We start from the raw sequence: 17377 nt of genomic DNA, 5'->3' as shown, positions 1-17377 counted from the left end.
TATTTACTCGATTTATATTAGCCTTTGAAGCGGATTATGCCCATTGCCTCGCGAACTTCGGATAGTGTCTTTGAGGCACGTTCGCGAGCTCGTTCGGCTCCTTGTTTCACCACTTTTGCTATGTATGCCTCGTCGGCACGTATCTCATTGTAGCGTTCGCGTATTGGGGTGGTGACTTTGAGTATATCCTCGGCAAGCTGTTTTTTGAGGTCGCCATAACGTATGGAGCAGTCGGCATAGGCGTCTCTGTACTGCTGTACGATTTCCGGACCCGAGGTCAGCTCAAGTAGTGTGAACAGGTTCTCTACAGGTTCCGACACAGGGCTGTTCGGCTCCTTGGGGCCTTCGTCGGTCTTTGCACGCATCACTTTCTTGCGAAGCACCTTCTCATCGTCGACGAGATAGATGCAGTTGCCTTCGCTCTTGCCCATCTTTCCTGAGCCGTCAAGTCCGGGCACTTTCACTGCATGGTCTCCGAAGTTGAAGTTCTCGGGTTCGGGGAAGAGGTCGACACCGTAGAATGAGTTGAAACGTCGTGCGAAACGTCGTGTCAGCTCCAGGTGCTGCTCCTGGTCTTTTCCTACAGGCACTTTGTGGGCTTTCTGTATGAGGATGTCAACAGCCATGAGTGTGGGATAGGTGAGGAGCCCGGCGTTGACACGCTTGTTGGTGTCAGCCCCGATAATCTGTTTCTCGATATCCTGTGAGTCGTCGCTGATGCCGAGCTGTTTGCGTGCCTTGTCCTTGAAGGAGGCTGTGCGCATCAGTTCTCCGATGCCTACGTGCATGTTGAGCAGCAGGTACATCTCGGAGATCTCGGGAACATCGCTCTGTACGAATATTGTCGCTTTGTCGGGGTCGACTCCTGCGGCGAGGTATTCTGCGAGAATGTTGTGCACATTCTCATGTAGAGCCTTGGGGTCGGGGTTGGTGGTAAGTGCGTGAAGGTCTGCTATGAAGTAGAGGCAGTCGTAGTCATCCTGCATCTTGACAAACTTGTTGAGTGCACCATAGTAATTGCCCAAATGTAGATTGCCCGTGGCGCGGATGCCCGAGAGCACGATTTCTTTATTTTCCATGTCGATATCGTTGGATTATTTGGGGAGCAAAGTTACAAAAAATACTCCAAAGCACCAAAGCTAATTTTCAGACCTTTATATGTGTTAACGATGGTGAAATCAATCATGCTGTGATCCTCTCCCGGATCTCTTTTCCGGCATGTATTTCCCATCTTGTGATCAGTCTGTGGCAATTATGGTATTTGACGGACCACCCCCGCTACAGGATTCCTGTAGCGGGGGTGGTTATTGCTTTACGGAGTTTATCTGCTCCTGCTTTAGATTGACTGGCGGTTTACTTGTAGAAAGTGTTCATGTTGTTCTTTACTTTCTTGTTGCCGATGAGGATGGCGGGAAGGTTGCCTCCCATGCGGGCTGCACCTCTCTGCTGCATATAGCGCACTGCATTCTCATTGACATCGAAGGGGCGGCCCTCATTGTCGATGCCGGTCACCTGAAGTACGATTACGGCATTGTTGCCTTTGACAGGTCCTACAAGTTCGCCTGCCTTGGCTATAGCCACGCGTCCCTGAAGTTCGCTTTCGCCCATGCCTATGCCGGGTACAAACTGCTGACCGAAGTTTACGGTAGTTGTGTCGACCTCTGCACCCATGAGTTTGGCGTAGCCTGCTATGTCATTCGCTTTTCCGGCGTAGTCAGCGATGAGCTTGGCTGCCTTCTTGTCATTGCGTACACGACGTGCGAGTGCGTCATTGAGCTGCGGGTCGCGGGTGGGAGTATAGTCGTCGTAGATGTCCTCAAGAGCCACAGCGAGGAATGTGCCGCTTTGCAGGTCGCCGAATATCTGTGACACGTCACCCTTGTCGGCATCCATTGCCCATGCTACTGCGGAGTGGCTGTCAGAGATATTGCCCATTGATGGGCTGGAAGCTGAGATGTAGAAGGGGAATACAGTATAACCGCCTGCCTGTGCGCTGTCGGCAAACTCGCGGGCAGTCTTGTGGGTGGACACGTAATCCTGAAGCTTGGATTCGAGTTCGTTTACTGTAGCGTTGGAGGGCTCGGTGGTGAAGCTTACTGTTGCGATGTCATATACGGTAGTGGGGGCATTGCGCTTGGCGATGCGTACTATACGGCCATTCTCAGCGAGTGTGTCAGGGGTGAAGTATACACCTTCTGCGCGGTTGGCGATGAGCTCTTTTACGGCGGTTGCGTTTGCGTCAAGGAGTGATACCTCCATGTCCTTCTGCGACTGTGCCACGAGCGGAGATGCTGCAATGGAGTCGAATGATGCGCCTCCGTTGAGGAGTCCTGCGAGTGAATCGATCTGAGCTTTGGTGCCCTGGATCGCCATGAAGTCGAGTGTCACTTTGTCGGACTGCTGAGACTTGCCGATGAGCTTGGCGATGGTATAGTCGTTGCCGCTCTTGTTCACGAGGGTCGCGTTGCCTACGGAGAGCGAGTCGAGTGCGTTTTTGAGGCGAGCCTGCTTGTCGACATCTGCCTGTGATAGCATCTGGCGTTCCGCCACGAATTCAGGCATGTCGCTCAGGCCTTGGGTCTCTGGCTGGTTGTTGAGGGCGAGGATAGCGTCCTCGACTTTCTTCTGTCCTGCGAGGATGTCGGCCTGTGAGGGGATGATGTTGACTGAGATGTAGTTTACAAGGCGCATTGGCTCGGTGAGAGCGTAGCGGTTCTTCTCTGATTCATAGAGTTTCTTGATGTCAGATCCGTCTACCGGGAATTCTTCATCATTGAGCGATGAGAAGTCCTTTTTTGCATAGATGATGTTGGCTGTAGGTGTGTTCTCGTCATAGAGTGCCTTTGCATCAAGATCGTTGGCGGCGAGAAGTCCTGTGAAGAGGTTCTGGAACTTCTGCTGGAGGAGCATCTTCTCGACGCTCTGTTCCATTTGCAGCCAGTACTGCTGTAGCTGCATTGCCTGTTCCTGGGGCATGCCGTATTTTGTGGGGTTGAAAGCCATGTCGTGAGCAGTGGCGGCATCAGGGAGCCCTAATTGCTGCTGCACCATGCGGTCGACGTAAGCTGAGTTCTTGCCTACCATCATTTCTGTGAGCTCGGCATCAGTGACCGTGAGACCGAGATTCTGCACCTCCTGGTTGAAGAGCTTCTCGGCGATGATTGCGTCAAGCACCTGTTGCTGTAAGAGCGCATTGTCGATGCGCTGTCCGCTCTGCTGGGCCTGCTCTGAGGCTTCCTGGACGCGACGCTGGAATTCCTGTACATCTACTTTCTGATTTCCTACCTCTGCGATAGTGGTCCCGGTGCCGAAGAGTGTGCGGCCCGAGGTGAAGAAGTCACCGATGACAAAAGCCAGCAAGGCGGCTCCAACGATGATCAGCAAGAGCACTGACTTGCTACGGATTTTTTCGAGTGTTGCCATTCTATGTTTAGATGATTTTTTGATTATTCGGTTTGGTATGCTAAGGTGTGCGCATGGGGACTCCTTGCGCAATTAACGCACAAAGGTACAATATTTTCGCTATAATCCAAAAGGATAACAAGGTAAATTAACGGTTTTCACGGTAAAATCTTTGTGAGATCGCAGCTGCAATGCGTGCTATTATGTAGACTGACGCCATCGTCAGTACTATGAGGGCTGAGCATGGGACGTTGATGACGGTGGCAAGCAGAAGTCCCGAGAGAGAGCAGAGCAGTGAGATTGCAATTGACAGCCACATTATGGAGCTGAAACGCCTGACGAATGCTTCGGCTGTCATCTGGGGCAGTGAGAGCATCGACATCAGCAGCATCACCCCCACAAGCCGGATGGTGAGAACTATGCACACTGCCACAAGGACGGTCATGGCAGTGGATATGAATGTGACAGGAAGGTGGCGGACCCTGGCGAAGTCGGCATCGAACGCACATATCACTATCTGCCTGTAGCGAAGGGACATGAATATGATCAGCACGGCAGTGAAGAGGAAAAATGCCCATAGATCGCTGCGCGTGATGGTGAGGATGTTGCCGAAAAGGAATGAATTGAGCTCGGGGACATATCCCGGAGTGAGAAATATGAACAGTGTGCCTACAGCCATGCCGATTGCCCATATTACGGCGATGGCTGAGTCCTCCCGGACCCTGTGGCGTGCTGCCATCCATTGGACTCCGAGAGATGAGCCTATGGCGAATACCGCGGCCATTGCCACCGGGCTGATCCCTAAGAAGTAGCCGAGTCCGAGTCCGCCGAAGCATGCATGGGTGACTCCTCCGGAGATTGACACGAGGCGTCGGCTTACTATGTAGGTGCCTATAATTGCCGATGATATGCTCAGAAGCACCACGGCTATAAGTGCGTTGAGAAAGAAGTCGTAATGAAACAGTTCCATAAGATATCAAAGTGCCCTCCTATTCACATAGCATCATCCATTCATCGCGGAGGGGATGGGGCAGAGGGATGTTGCGTTGAGTGAGTGCCGCCCCCCAGCCATACACCTCGTCATGCCGGAGTGTGTACAGGATCTCGCGGAATTCTTCGATTTCGTCGTCGGTGTAGCTGTCAGGGTCGTGTCCTGCGAAGCGGTCAAGTTCCTCGTCGTTGTAATAAAGATCTTCGGGCCGGGACAATTCTTTCTCGCACACGGCATGACGTCCGCAGCACAGCTCTCCGTTGTCGTTTTCGTCGGGCATAGCGGAGGCATGGTCATCGGCATGCTCTCCCTCGGATGTCGTGTATTTATGATGTAGGCATAGCAGTATGCCTGCGATGACGGTTACGGACAGTATTATCAGCGATCCTGTCATTTGTCTCCCTCCTTTTCAGAATCGGACGGCTCCTCTTCGTTTGCCTCAAGTATAGAGAAACCTGCGGAACTGAGGTCCTGCCAGAATCCGGGATAGCTCTTGGTCACCACTTCTGCGTCGCGGATTATTATCCCGGGGATGTATAATGCTATGGGTGCAAGACTCATTGCCATCCGGTGGTCGTTGTAGGTGTCGAATACCGGCATTTCGGTGATACGTACTCTGCGTCCGTCCCACCGGAGTGTCCCGGGAATGCTGTCGTCGAGCATTATCCCGAGTTTTGTCAGCTCGTTCTTCAATGCTGCCACGCGGTCGGTCTCCTTTATGGCGAGTGTGTGAAGCCCGGTGAAGTTGAAGGGGATTCCGAGCATTACGCAGGTCACTGTGACATACTGTGCGAGGTCCGGACAGTCGGAGAAGTCTATGTTGGCGCGAGCATCCGCGTCAGGATTGGCAAGGAGATCGGTGCCTCCGTCCTCTCCGACCCAGTCGGTGTCAACACCGATTTTTGAATATATGTCGGCAAGGCATCGGTCTCCCTGACAGGAGTCGTTGACAAGATTGTCGATGGTCACTGCGCCTGCCGACAGGGCCTCTATCTCGTACCATGCCGCTGCTGCGCTCCAGTCTCCCTCGATCTCGCGAGGCGAGGATGGTGCCCTGTAAGTTGAGGGGGGGATGGTTATGGTGTTGAGATAAAATTCGCTTTCCACTCCGTGGTCTCTCATCATCCTGAGGGTCATGAGTATATATGGGCGGGAAGTGATTTCCCCAAGAAGGGTCAGCTTGAGTCCGTCAGCCATGGCGGGGGCGGTCATCAGCAGTGCTGATATATACTGTGAGCTCACGGATGAGACGAGCGAAAGCTCTCCTCCCTTTAGTTTCTTGCCGCGTATGCGGAGTGGCGGGTAGCCCTCTTCCCCTATGTACTTTATATCGGCTCCGAGTGTGCGAAGCGCATCCACAAGCACACTTATGGGGCGTTGGCGCATGCGTTCCGAGCCGTCAAGGGTTATGTCACATCCGGGGCGGCATGCGTAATATGCCGTCAGGAAGCGCATTGTGGTCCCTGCCGCTCCTACGTTGACAGTGCGGTGCAAGGATTCGCTGTCATCGCGCAGTGCCGATACCATTGTGTCAGTGTCATCGCATTCGGCAACCTTTGGCAGCGGTGATGAGCCTGAGGTGAGGGCGTTTATTATGAGTGCGCGTGCGCTCATGCTCTTGGAGAGAGGGAGCGATATGCGTGTCTCAAGGAATTCTTCGGGGGGGATATGCGGATGTTCATTGTCCGTTTGGATTTTATGTCGCACCGACACCATTTTGCTGGAGTCGCTGCATTTACTTGGCTGACACGCCTGTCACCACTATCCTTTGAGAGCCGCGCCAGGGCAGAGTGCCGTAATATTTCTGTGTCGTGAGGGTCACTTTCTGCCCTGTGCCCTGATAGGACTGGATGAGGTGTCCCAGAGAGTCGTTGGGGATAGAGAAGTAGAAGTCGCGCGAATAGATCTGCGATGTGTCGTTGAGGTGGCTTTCGGATATCATCTCTCCTTCATAGGTCTTGAAGAAAAGTCCGCGTCTTTCGACGAGCGTTATGTAGCCGGTAGTCTTGGTGTCGGATGTGTACGGCACGTAGTAGCGTATGTGGAATGCTACCGAGAGCATAATTGCCACTATAAGGAAGAACCATATGAGTCGCCTGCGTGCGCGACGGCGTTTTTTTATAGGTGGTTCCTGTTGGATGGCTGGCTCATCTCTTCGTCCGGAGCTCTGGGTTGGTGCCGATGAGCCAGGGAATGAGAATTCGTTGGTTGATGCGGTTGTGTTTCCGCTGTCAGAGGGTGATGTGTCCTCTTGTCCTACGTTGGGTTGGACAGTGGCATTGCTGTCACTGCCGGTGTTGTCTCCTGTGTTCTTCTCAGCTTTGTTTTTGTCGCTGAAGTCCCGCAGGAAATAATCGTCATTACTGTTGATCCATTTCATTTTTTCGAACGTTTGTCCAGGGCTATCCACGCAAATGTGAATAACCCGAGGATGATGGAACTAATAGTCTGTACGCTGAGGGCAAGATTGGCAAACGAGGTCATATACCCCTTGTCAAGTCCCGGGATTCCTGCCGAATATAGTCCGAGACCGAATATCATGGCCCATTGCCATGGTCCGATGCCTCCGTTGGACGGCACAAGCATTGATAGGCTTGTGAGCACGAAGCATACAAGGAGTGCTGTGAATCCGTGCTGAGTTATGACCTCGGCGGTGAGTGGAAACGACATGAACGCGCAGCCAAGCCCCAGTATGTAGCATCCCCAGAGTACTAATGTATAGAAAAACCATTCCCATTTGCCTCGCATACTGGTGATGACGGCAAAGCCTTTCCAAAGCCCTTTCCAGATATTGCGCAATGATGAGACTGCTTTGCTGTCAGGATAACGCAAGTACAGCCACACGGCAATGACTGTGCAAGCAGCTATTGAGCCCCAAAGCAGCGGTGATGTCAGTAGCGAAAGTATGCCCGATATACGGTCGGGGTTCTGCCCGAGGTATGACATTAGCTGAGGTCCTGCCATGGCAAAAGTGGCTAATGTTATTATCGCTACTGCTATGGTGTCGGCAAGGCGGTCGGCAACCATGGATCCGAACACTGTGGTGAAGGGGGATCTATGTCTCTCAGCAATGAATCCTGTGCGCCATATTTCACCGAGGCGTGGGAACACAAGATTGACGGCATAGGTGCCGAACACACTGAGGGTGAGCACCCATAGAGACGCTTTGATGCCGAGAGCACGTAACTGGAGCCTCCAGCGTGCGGCGCGTGCCACCTGGGCTCCGATCACAAGGAGCAGGTTGGCCCCGATCCAACGGAAGTCACACTCGGTGCGTATGGTGTGCCACATCTCGTGCAGGTCAGTCCCTTTGACCAGCATATAGCAAAGGCCGACAGTGATTGTGACCGGGACGCCATATTTCAGCAGGAATCTCAATAGTGAGATCCTGTGGTTGCTGATGGTATGTTGCCTTGGATGCTGCATTGGTGATATGTGTGTGGTTGCTGATCTGAGATGTGTCAGTCGGCGGGCGCGGGTTGGTTATCAATAATTCCTGTAACGGTAGTTGTCATCGTAGCTGTTGCCGTTGATGAGGTTTCCGTTGCGGGTTGCGGAGTTCATGAATGGGTCGTCAAAGAATTCGTCCTCTTCCTCTTCATCGGTGGGACGCTCGTCCGGGTCACCTTTCTTGCGTTTGGGCTTGTTCTTCTTTATTTCCTGAGGTTTCTGCTGGTCCACAGGGAGCTCGTTTATATTCCAGCTCTGCTCAATGGTCCAGTTCTTTTTCAGGTTGATCTTCTTGGGGTAGTAGTACACCTCTTCGGGTTGTATCGAGTCGGCTATGGAGCCAGTGGTCCATTCGCCGTCATCGTTGGCGTCGATGAAAAGTCGGGCATAATAAGTGCCTGGCGAGAGGTATTGTATTGTGGCGAGTGAGCCGTTGACTGGAGCTGCGGCTACCGGCTTGTCAGAACTGCTGAGCACTTCAACGATCCCTTTTCGGCCGTCAAGTCCTGATACGTTGAATGATATTGCCGAGTAGTCCTCGCTCTTCTTGGTTGTGAATTCGTGGACTAACTGTACGTTGTCGAGTCCGTAGATGTCGACTACGGCGGCGGAGTCTATTGTGAGGCGGTATTTTGAGCCTTCTTCCCATTTGTATGGAGCAGTGAACACCATGGGGTGCAGCAGTTCCGGTCGGGAGAAACTTGGCGGCACGATGTTGTACCACAGAGTGTCGACCTGTATCTCAAGTTTCACAGCCGTAGTGTCGAATCTTTGTATCGGTGTGCCTGCGGTGAGAGTGAGTCCCTTGTGCAGATCCTGGCTGTTGCCTGATGAGATTCTGAGTTCCATATGTGGCACAGGCGGTATGGAGTCCTCCTCTTCATCGTTTTTTTTCTTTTTCTCTTTCTTCTTTTTTTCGGGACGCATGTTGAATTTCAGCGTGTCGGTGCCCCATGTGAGATTGTCGAGGGTGTCAGTGCGCAGGTAGGTCGCCTCAATGGTTATGGAGTCGAGCGACACGAGCGAGGTGTCGGATATCCAGTAGGTGAGGGTGTCGAGAGTGGGTGAGGCGTCAAGGGTGGACCAGGTGGATATCTCATCGCCGGCTCTATGGGTGTTGAGCAGGCGCAGTATGGGCAGCGTGTCGGATTTTGCTCCGAACTGGAACGTGATCTTATTTCTCTCAGGGCGTTTGTAATCCTTGAGGTATTGCGATGTGTACCCTTCGTTGAACCATGTAAGGAGCAGGTCGTCAGGAAGGAAGCGGGTGGCGTTGCGTGTCACGAGAGAGTCTCTTTCGCCTGTTGAGCGTGTGAGTGTGTCAGTGACCACGGTTGGCTCGGATGTTGGGGAAATGGTGACATCATAGAATGCCACATCCTCTGAGCGGTCCCAGTGATAGTCGCGGTTGATGTCGTTGAGTGCATACACGCGATAGCTGCCTGCCTTGAGATTGCGCAAGGTGAACTGTCCCAGCTGATTGGTCTTGGTTATACGCTCAAACGGCAAGGTGGAGATTGCTGTGTCGGAGGTGTTGGAGTATACTCCTACGAGCATACCCTGGGCGGGCTCAAGTGTGCGTGCCTCGAACACCATTCCTGATATGCGCAGGGTGTCGATGGTGTCGCCTGTGGCAAAGTCCATTGCGAATCCGTCGAGGACATTCCCCTCGTTCAGATCCTTTACAGCATCGGCGAAATCTATGGTGTAAGTGGTGTTGGGCATGATAGTGTCGCGGAGTTCGATGGTGACACGTCGGCCGTTTGACGATATAGCGGGTGTATTGCGCTGTGCGGGCGACACCACAATCTTGTTCATGGCATCGTCGAGCTGTATGTTCTCATCGAAATCCACTGTGATCTTGTTGCCATTGAAGTTGAGCTGACCCATAGCGGGATTGGACCGCACATAGACCGGTGGCAACTCGTCACGTGGACCACCTTCGGGGCGGCCCATATTGGCGCATGCGACCATCACAGCCGCGGCAACCATCACTAAGAGCAATCTCAACTGCTTGACTGAATGCATCTTCAAAGGTGGACTAATGGATTAATCTTACAAAATTACGAAAAAAACAATATAGTACGCTCAGAAATCCGAAAGTTTTTGTCCCATCGGGCATTGAATATGTTGAGGATAAGATCTCATATCTATGCCACGAGGTCGGATTTGCGCACATTCTGGAGAGCGCGGGTGCGAGTTCTGATCAGCAACGCTGAGCCGAATGTTATGACTCCGACACGCCCGATGTACATCAGGATAATGATTGTGAACTTGCCTATGGCTGACAGCTCGTGGGTGATGCCGGTGCTTAGCCCTACCGTGCCTATGGCTGAAGTGGCTTCAAAGAGTATCTGGGACAACTTGAAAGATTCGCTGTAGGAAAGCACGACACATCCGCAGAATATCATGAGGCTGTAGGTGATTACGCTTGTAAGGGCTGTGTCTATGCGGTAGTGGGGTATGATGTGGTTTAGGAATGTGACGTTCTCCCGGAGCCCGAGTTTTGATATGATGAATCCCCATACGGCGGAGACTGATGTGCATTTCACGCCGCCTCCGGTTCCGGAGGGGGAGGCTCCTATGAACATTATGAGAGAGAACATCAGTATCGGGCCCGGGCGTAAGGCGGAAAGGTCGATCGTGTTGTAACCTACCGTTGTAATTGCCGACATCGTCTGGAAAAAAGAGAGCCATATCTTCTCGCCTGCGCTGTCGCCAGGTGCTATAGAGGGGCTGACTGAAAGTATCACAGTGCCGCCTACAGTCATTATTCCGGTGATAAGGAGTATGACCTTGGATGTGAACGACAGGGAAGTAGTCCTGCCGCGGAGCTTGTTGGTCAGGTCGGTTATCACAATGAATCCCATTGCTCCGGCATAGCTTAGTGCCGCCACAGTTATGTTTATTGTGATATTGTTGCTGAAACTGCACAGGGAGTCGTGAAACGGGCTGAATCCGGCTGTACAGAATGATGACACTGAAAGAAACAGGGCGTTCCATCCCGGCATGGGTGCTCCGGCATGGTGGAGGGCAATGAAGAATGGTATGAATCCTAAGGCCTCGAATATGAATGTGAAGTTTACGACGTTGTTGACCAGGTCGCGCATGTTCATTCCGTAGGGGATTGATATGGCTGTGTGCACCACTTTGTCGGTGTACTTTAGAGTGTGATGGGTCACGCGGTATATTACATATGAGCTCAATGTCATATAGCCTATGCCTCCGAACTGCACGAGTGCAAGGATTATGAACTGTCCGAACAGGGTGTAGCTTGTGCCGATATCGACTGTAGCCAGCCCGGTGGTGGATATGGCGGATGCTGCTGTGAACAGATTGTCGATCCATCTTATATCGCCATTGGTCGATAACGGCAGCATGAGGCAAAGGAATCCCAGCAGCATGTATACGATATACCCTATGAGTATGTTTCGTTCGGGGACCTCCGAGCGGTAGCCGAATGTTATAAGCCGCGTTATGTTGAGTCGTAGAAGCAAATAGCGAAGTCGTCGTGAGATCTTCATAATGAAATGATGTATAATATAATATAATAATACTACTCTACATTATCGTTGGTTCAATATCATAATGTCAATATAAGAAGTCAGGCAAAGATACAGAAAAACTAAAAAATAAAAAAGGTGTGTATCCCTCAGGATGATAAATCATCAGAAATACATGCATGCATGCGACAGAGGTCGCTGTTACGGCTGTGATTGCGAGAATATATATTGCCGTGAGGCGTAGTGGAATGGTGCCGTGGCAGTTGCGGAGATATACCCATAGCATTATGATTGAGTAGGCTGCATGGCTGGCAGTAAACGCTATGCCAAGCCCAGTGAGACCTCCGAGGCGGTAGCCTGTGATGTTGAATATGAGTGACAGTATCGCTATTGTAGTTTCGGTGGCTACATAGGTGCGGCCGTCTCCTCGGGCGAGGATCAGGTAGGAAATGCATAGAGGAAGGGCGTGCAGGAGCATTCCCGGAAGCGCGCAGAACATATATGGTGTCACTCCAAGGAATTCTGAGGAATACAGCAGCCTGATTGCAAGCGGACTGAAAGGGATGAAGATGACCAGCAACGGTGTGATGATGCCGGTGAGGAGCAGAAGCTCATGACGCAATGCTACGATCTGCCTGTGGGGATGAGGATTGGATGATGCGAGGCGTGTGTAGAACTCCATGGTCACAGCTGAGAAGATGACACCCATATAGCGTACCACAACAGTGTAGCCTGATTGGTAAAGCCCCACTTCTTCTGTGCCCCCTGTACAGTTGAGATAGGCTATGAATACATAGTTCATCACCTCTTTCAGTATGGCGGCTATGGTCATGTAGATGCCGAGTCTCAGGATGGGGCCGCCTTTGACCCATAATTGCCGCAGGCTTAGGGCTGGAGTCGGTCGTGTGGGTGTCTGGCGCAGGCATAGGATAGCGATGTATTGGGTTACCGCATAGCTTATCACCACAGGCACTATGCTGCGCATCCTCAGGAAATATATGAGAGGGATTGCGGCTGCAAGTCCTGCCACCACTCCCCACGCTGAGGATAAGGCAAGAGGCTTGAGCCTGTTGGTGCCTTGCATTATTGCCTGTTCGCCAGAGTTTGCTGCCATAAGCAGGATGGCTATGGCAAGCAACATGAACTGTGGTGTCGATGAGAGGTCACCGAAAGTATACAGGCTGAAGAGCGGGGCTGAAAGTAGGGTGATGATGACCCCTGCGCTCCCTAACAGCCATCCCCACCGTCTCACCGTGTGTATGGCGTCGTTGAGGGTGCCGGATGATGATGCCTGGGCTATGTCGCGTACTGCGCTATAGCGCAGATTGAGCTGTGTGGTGGCGAGGAGCAGTTGGGCTGAATTGAATATGCCGAACAGTCCTACGCCTGTGGTCCCGAGCAGCAGTGCCACACATTTTACCCTCACGATTCCGCATAGGATGGTGAGGGCTTGCATACTTCCGAACAGTCCCATAGCTTTGATGACTATGGCGGAAGTAGAGTTGCGTGCTTTATGTCCGGTCAAGGTCACAGGCTCTTGCGGTAGGCTCGGCGGCGGCGGTGTTGGCGTCGATCGAAATACTCCCACTGCGACTGTACATGGATATTCTCTTCAAGTTCGAGATTGGTCTCGGCATACCTTACGCCGTCGCGTATGAAGAGGTTGCACAGGTCGTAGAAGAAGAGTGAGTTGACCCCCTTTGACTGGTATTCGGGCTTGACAGCTATGAGCATGAGGTCAACCACATCGTTGTGCCCTTTGAGTGCTCTGAGCATATGCCACCACCCGAATGGGAAGAGCTTCCCTTTTGACTTCTGCAGAGCCTTGGTCATTGACGGCATACTGATGCCTACACCTACGAGATTTTCATCGCTGTCAACCACTATGCTTACATAGTCAAGCTTGAGGAAGCCGAGGTACATGTCGATATAATAGTCGATCTGGCGGTCGGTGAGCGGTGAGTAGCCGTAGAGTTCGGCATATGCCTCGTTGATGAGTTTGAAGAGGGCTTCACCGTATTGCTCTTTCACCTGTTTTGCCGAGGTGAATTTTTTTATCTTAAGTTTGTACTTGTTCAGGACTATTTCTGCGATTCGCTCCATCTTTTCCGGCAGTCGTTCGGGAATGGTGATGCGGAATTCTATCCAGTCAGTGTCCTTGCGATAGCCCATTTTATCCATGTGCTCAGGATAGTATGGGTAATTGTAGATGGTAGCCATGGTGCCCATCTCGTCAAAGCCCTCCACGAGCATACCCTCGTGATCCATGTCCGAGAAGCCCATGGGGCCTATCATGTCGGTCATTCCGCGGTCACGTGCCCATTGCTCGGCGGCATTGAAGAGCGCGCTGCTCACTTCTGGGTCATTGATAAAGTCTACGAAGCCGAACCGGGCTTCCTTCCTTCCGGTTTTTCCGTTGAGCATCCGGTTGATTATTGCGGTGATGCGCCCTACTGGCTTTCCGTCGCGGTATGCCATGAAGGCCTGAGCCTCGCTGAAGTCGAATGCCGGGTTCTTTTCGGGCAGCAGGGTGTTGACATCATCGAATATCAGAGGCGGCACAAAGTAAGGGTTTCCTTTGTAGAGGTCAATCCCGAATTGTACGTAACGTGTGAGTTCTTTTTTTGTGGCTGGAATGGCGCGAACTGTGACGGACATATTTCTATATTAAATTCCTGTGGAATTTAAGGATTATATTGTTAAGCGTTATCGGTTGTCAGATGCCTGGGCTTCTTCTCCCGCCGTTCCGGTGGGTCGATCGGATATCGGGAGCTCAGTCTGTATCGTTTCGCCGTTATGGAATGTCGGCTCGGGACGATATGGTGAATTGAGCCACAGAAGGAGGGCTATCATTGCTAAAAGGAATATTATCACGCAGATATAGAACTTGTTTCGGCGGTTGTCACCGAGATCGGCACGAAGAGAGTCGAGTGTCGGGTAGCGTTTTGCCGGATCGGCAGCGGTGCATTTCGCCGCTACCTTGCGGAGCTTTGGATGCTGTGTGCTTACCGCATCGAGAGCTTCGTTGAGCATGACGCCATAGTTGTAGATATCGTCGTTGGTGTCCTCGTGAGTGAGAAAATTCTTCTGATCGAAACCTACGTCAATGAGCTTCAGATTGCCTATGTTCTCGGTGAAGATTATGCGTGACGAGTTGAGAGGATGGTGGGCAAGATGATTGCTCTGGATATAATCGAGTGCATCAAGCAGCTGGTGATGAAGCTTGTAAATGTGCTCGTCAGTGACTTTACCCTCACGTATCAGCTTGGCGAGAGAGTCGCCGTATACGTCATCGGTGATGATGCACATACCCACTCCCGGGACCTCCTCGAAGTCGTTTATCATAATGATATGGGGGTGGGCAAGGTTGTAGCGCACCTCAAACTCTTTCTCTATCATTTTCTCGTACTCTTCCTTACCCTTGAATTCAGGACGCAGGGTCTTGAGCATAAGCCATTTGCCAAATTTCTTGGCTGTGTAGACGTGATAGAATTCCTCATCCCATTCGGGGAGGTGTTCGATCTCAGTCCATTTTGGTGCGGAAGTGTCCATATCGGTGCGTTGCTTGATTATTCTTGCAAAAATAGCGAATATTTGCCAAATAGCCAAATAGCCGATGCAAACTGTACAGGGCTGACGCATCTTAATTTTTTACAACATCAAAACTTTTTAAGGCATAAAGTAAGTAGTCGTTATCCCAACCGGCTTTCTTCCTATGTCCTTTGACACCCATTGATGACACCTTGGCGTTCTTGATTATGTTCAGTCCGATACGGTTGAGCAGAGAGAAATTTTGAGCTGCATTATCCTTTTGCTTACGCGAGGCATCATCTCCAAAAGCGACGTCCAATGTCCAATGCAGTTGATTCTCCACGCTCCAGTGTGTCCTGATAGAATGATTAATATATTGAGCGTCAGCCTCAAGGCTCGACAGGTAATATCTGGTCTCCTTGTGGATTTGTCCAGACTTGACATCCCGGGTACGGGATTCTATTCTCACGATGCTTTTAAGACCGGGCCATCTGTCCCTGTCGATGATGTTGTCGAGATTGGTTATGACCGAACAGGCCCTTGTTTCTTCCCGCCCATGAGCCTTCCCGTCCATCGTATGCTCAGATGACGGCTTAATATATGTGAAAGAACGGCTGACACGGTCAAGCATTTCGGGCTGATTCCCTTTCAGGGCAAGGATATAGTCGGCTCCGCGCTCGATTATTGTCTTGGCAATCTCTCTCTGACAGCCCATGGCATCGATTGTGACTATGCAGTTTTTCAACTCCAGGATGCGCAGCAGCCGGGGTATCGCAGTAATCTCGTTGCTCTTTCCGGCGACCTTTTCCTGCGCGAGCAACAGGTTGTTCGCCGAAGCCCATGCGCTGACAAGATGGGTGTATGTCCCGGAGCCGTCATCGCTGCTCCCGCGCATACATTTGCCGTCAATGGCGACAACTTCCCCGTCGGTCAGTTCGGCAATGCTTTTCGTCCATGCCACAAAGGAACCGTTCAATTCTTTTGGGTCTAACATACTGATTACTCGGTTGAACGTATCGTGCGAGGGTATGCCGTTGGGAAGGTGCAGGAACTTCTCAAGCCAATCAATCTTGGCATTACCATAGTCCTCGATTTCATTCCAGCCCTCCGCTCCGCAGATGACTGCGCAAAGCGATATGAACAGGATGGAGTCAAGGCTGTGTTTCTGTGTGCGCTCCACACGAGGATCGCTGATGGATGAAAAGAAATCTATGGGTGAGTTAGGATTTGTCATATAAGATTAACGGCTGTATGCCTATTTATATTGGTAAACAGCCGTTAAGTTTATTTAAGATGCGTCTGCCGTGGCAAACTGTACCGCCATCAGCATAATATCATTATTTTGCAATCAGAAATCCTGTCACGCGATCGTCCATTCGGGATGTGATATTGAAGCATAACCTCTGAGCCTGATTATTTCAGGGCTTGTTCAACGCTGAGGCTGATATCGGCTCCGCGGATGTCTTTTGCGATGATCCTTCCCTCCGGGTCAAAGAGTATGATCATGGGTATTCCGTCAAAACCATATTCATCCATAGGTGTCATTCCGGCGTCAATGATATGGCTCCATTCATATCCTTCTGACCGGATAGCTTGGATGCTGCGTTTCGGATCGTCCCACATTGCTATGCCTAAAATCTCAAACCGTGGGTTGGTCCCGTATTTCTCATATAAAGGCTTCAATGTGTTTGTAGCCTCCTCACGGCATGGTCCGCACCAGGATGCCCAGAAGTCAACAAGTACATATTTGCCTTTGCCTACATAATCTGACAGGCGGGCGTCTTTCCCGTCAACTGTCTTACCCTTGATATCGGCAAACATAGCACCCTTGCTCATGGCTATGGATTTTTTTATCTTGGCGTTCCACATATTGGTGAAATTCAGGCTCAGAAGGTAGGGCGACAGGCAGCCGTAGATCTCCATCCAGTTTTCCGGGGTTGAATTCGTGCCAAACATGTTCAATGCCGCATGCCCTACAGGATTATGCATATTTGCATAAATGACTGATTTGGAATAGTTGAGAAGCACTTGCTGTAGATGGGAAAACATTTCATTTTTAATCTTTGAAAGAGAGTCGGCTGACAGATTTTGTCCTTTTAGATACGTTCTGTAATCTCGAGCGATACCATTAAGTGTAAAGACCTTAGTGAGATAGTCTTTTAATGCAATGTTCAGGCTGTCTCCAGAGACAGGGGTGTGGAGGTTTATGACGTCGATCTCAGTCTCCCCCTTGGAGATAATCAGATTGGCGTATTCACGGTCAACGTCCACCCTTGCGTAAGCCGGTTGGGAGGCTTGTCCTTTTATGATGAAAGATCCGTTGATGACGGTTGCCGAGTCAATTAATCGATTGGTGTCGTATAACATGAGGTAAGCTTTTTTACCGTCATGTTTCGATGTGCCGATATTTCCTTTGACAGTGTATTCAAAGGAAGAAGCCAAGATCACATAGAATATGGCTGTCGCCACAAGAAGCGAGATTCGACCGGTTGTACGCATA

14 protein-coding genes are annotated in these 17377 nt (G+C 51.2%); all 14 read right to left on the bottom strand.

The window, feature by feature from the left end; translation table 11 throughout:
• Window positions 1–17: 17 nt before the first annotated feature.
• The 14 genes from trpS to EZ315_RS04665 all read right to left on the bottom strand — a co-directional run bounded on the left by trpS (window position 18) and on the right by EZ315_RS04665 (window position 17376).
• Window positions 18–1079 carry a tryptophan--tRNA ligase gene (gene trpS / locus EZ315_RS04730; protein ID WP_135471054.1) on the bottom strand — a complete coding sequence of 354 codons (1062 nt, stop codon included), beginning with the start codon at window positions 1077–1079 and terminating at the stop codon, window positions 18–20.
• Between the two features lie 274 nt (window positions 1080–1353).
• On the bottom strand, window positions 1354–3423 hold the full coding sequence (locus EZ315_RS04725) for a SurA N-terminal domain-containing protein (RefSeq protein ID WP_135471053.1): 2070 nt from the start codon (window positions 3421–3423) through the stop codon (window positions 1354–1356).
• 127 nt (window positions 3424–3550) lie between these two features.
• Window positions 3551–4372 (bottom strand): metal ABC transporter permease, encoded by an 822-nt coding sequence (locus EZ315_RS04720; RefSeq protein WP_135471051.1) that lies wholly within the window; start codon window positions 4370–4372, stop codon window positions 3551–3553.
• Between the two features lie 19 nt (window positions 4373–4391).
• A complete protein-coding gene (locus EZ315_RS04715) occupies window positions 4392–4787 on the bottom strand; it encodes a phospholipase (protein ID WP_135471050.1) in 396 nt (131 codons plus the stop codon).
• The gene (locus EZ315_RS04710) at window positions 4784–6100 is read right to left on the bottom strand and encodes a 3-phosphoshikimate 1-carboxyvinyltransferase (RefSeq protein WP_242452499.1); all 1317 of its coding nucleotides are present in this window, start codon (window positions 6098–6100) and stop codon (window positions 4784–4786) included. The genes EZ315_RS04715 and EZ315_RS04710 overlap by 4 nt, the downstream gene beginning before the upstream one ends.
• 28 nt (window positions 6101–6128) lie before the next feature.
• Window positions 6129–6773: a hypothetical protein gene (locus EZ315_RS04705; protein WP_135471047.1), complete on the bottom strand. Its 645-nt coding sequence runs from the start codon at window positions 6771–6773 to the stop codon at window positions 6129–6131.
• Window positions 6770–7819, bottom strand: a complete 1050-nt coding sequence (locus tag EZ315_RS04700; protein WP_135471045.1) for a lysylphosphatidylglycerol synthase transmembrane domain-containing protein — start codon at window positions 7817–7819, stop codon at window positions 6770–6772. The genes EZ315_RS04705 and EZ315_RS04700 overlap by 4 nt, the downstream gene beginning before the upstream one ends.
• A 60-nt stretch (window positions 7820–7879) precedes the next feature.
• Window positions 7880–9835 carry an Ig-like domain-containing domain gene (locus tag EZ315_RS04695; protein WP_170957465.1) on the bottom strand — a complete coding sequence of 652 codons (1956 nt, stop codon included), beginning with the start codon at window positions 9833–9835 and terminating at the stop codon, window positions 7880–7882.
• Between the two features lie 158 nt (window positions 9836–9993).
• On the bottom strand, window positions 9994–11367 hold the full coding sequence (locus EZ315_RS04690) for a TrkH family potassium uptake protein (protein ID WP_135471042.1): 1374 nt from the start codon (window positions 11365–11367) through the stop codon (window positions 9994–9996).
• A gap of 67 nt (window positions 11368–11434) precedes the next feature.
• The gene (locus EZ315_RS04685; RefSeq protein ID WP_135471040.1) at window positions 11435–12877 is read right to left on the bottom strand and encodes an oligosaccharide flippase family protein; all 1443 of its coding nucleotides are present in this window, start codon (window positions 12875–12877) and stop codon (window positions 11435–11437) included.
• Window positions 12874–14004 carry an N-acetyltransferase gene (locus EZ315_RS04680; RefSeq protein WP_135471039.1) on the bottom strand — a complete coding sequence of 377 codons (1131 nt, stop codon included), beginning with the start codon at window positions 14002–14004 and terminating at the stop codon, window positions 12874–12876. Before EZ315_RS04680 ends, EZ315_RS04685 begins: the two co-directional genes overlap by 4 nt.
• 48 nt (window positions 14005–14052) lie before the next feature.
• Complete coding sequence (locus EZ315_RS04675; RefSeq protein WP_170957464.1) at window positions 14053–14898, bottom strand: protein kinase domain-containing protein; 846 nt, start codon at window positions 14896–14898, stop codon at window positions 14053–14055.
• Between the two features lie 91 nt (window positions 14899–14989).
• A complete protein-coding gene (locus EZ315_RS04670) occupies window positions 14990–16111 on the bottom strand; it encodes an ISAs1 family transposase (protein WP_135469899.1) in 1122 nt (373 codons plus the stop codon).
• Window positions 16112–16290: 179 nt separating this feature from the next.
• The gene (locus EZ315_RS04665; protein ID WP_135471036.1) at window positions 16291–17376 is read right to left on the bottom strand and encodes a TlpA disulfide reductase family protein; all 1086 of its coding nucleotides are present in this window, start codon (window positions 17374–17376) and stop codon (window positions 16291–16293) included.
• Window position 17377: the final 1 nt, after the last annotated feature.

Origin of the sequence: Duncaniella freteri (assembly GCF_004766125.1) — a bacterium.
In the GTDB taxonomy this organism is placed as follows: Bacteria; Bacteroidota; Bacteroidia; order Bacteroidales; family Muribaculaceae; genus Duncaniella; species Duncaniella freteri.
This window is presented reverse-complemented; position numbering and strand designations above follow the sequence as displayed.